Below are 1316 nucleotides of genomic sequence, written 5' to 3' on the forward strand. Positions count from 1 at the left end.
CCGACGATGCCCTCGTTCTCCATCCGCTCCATGATCGAGGCGGCGCGGTTGTAGCCGATCTGCAGCCGGCGCTGGATATAGGAGGTCGAGGCCTTCTTGTCGCGCAGCACCACAGCGACCGCCTGCTCATAGGGGTCCTCGCTCTCGGACTGGCCCATCGCGCTCTTGTCGAAGACCGCCCCGTCCTCGTCCTCGGCCGTGCCGGCCTCGTCCTCGGCGGTGACCGCGTCGAGATAGTCCGGCCGCCCTTGCGTCTTCAGATGCGCGACGACCTTCTCGACCTCGGCGTCCGAGACGAACGGGCCGTGCACGCGGGTGATCCGCCCGCCGCCGGCCATGTAGAGCATGTCGCCCTGGCCGAGCAGCTGCTCGGCGCCCATCTCGCCAAGGATCGTGCGCGAGTCGATCTTTGAGGTGACCTGGAAGGAGATCCTTGTCGGGAAGTTCGCCTTGATCGTGCCGGTGATGACGTCGACCGAAGGCCGCTGCGTCGCCAGCACGACATGGATGCCGGCGGCACGCGCCATCTGCGCCAGGCGCTGGATCGTGCCCTCGATCTCCTTGCCGGCGACCATCATCAGGTCGGCCATCTCGTCGACGATCACGACGATGTAAGGCAGAGGCGACAGGTCCATCGCCTCCTCCTCATAGATCGCCTCGCCCGAATGCTTGTCGAAGCCGGTCTGGACCGTGCGGGTGATGACCTCTCCTGCCGCGAGCGCCTCACCGACCCGGACATTGAAGCCGTCGATGTTGCGCACACCGAGCTTCGACATCTTCTTGTAGCGCTCCTCCATCTCGCGCACCGCCCATTTCAGGGCGACCACCGCCTTCTTCGGATCGGTGACGACGGGGGTGAGCAGATGCGGGATGCCGTCATAGACGGAAAGCTCGAGCATCTTGGGATCGACCATGATCAGCCGGCACTCCTCCGGCTTCAGCCGGTAGAGGATCGACAGGATCATGGTGTTGATCGCCACCGACTTGCCCGAGCCGGTGGTGCCGGCGACGAGCAGATGCGGCATGCGGGCAAGATCGGCGATCACCGGCTCGCCGCCGATGGTCTTGCCGAGGCAGAGCGCCAGCTTGTGCTTGGTGCCCTCGAAATCCTGGGAGGCGAGCAGTTCGCGCAGGAAGACGGTCTCGCGCTTGGCGTTGGGCAATTCGATGCCGATGGCGTTCTTGCCCTGCACCACCGCAACGCGCGCCGACACCGCGCTCATCGAGCGCGCGATGTCGTCCGCCAGCGAAATCACCCGCGACGACTTCGTCCCAGGCGCAGGCTCAAGCTCGTACAACGTGACCACCGGGCCGGG

General features: G+C 65.7%; 1 protein-coding gene. It reads right to left on the reverse strand.

From position 1 onward, the window contains the following. The coding region (locus tag AC07O0_RS30280; RefSeq protein ID WP_494628551.1) for a DNA translocase FtsK at positions 1–1316 on the reverse strand (1316 nt) is incomplete at both ends.

This window comes from Allobosea sp. GW821-FHT10B12, from assembly GCF_059415545.1.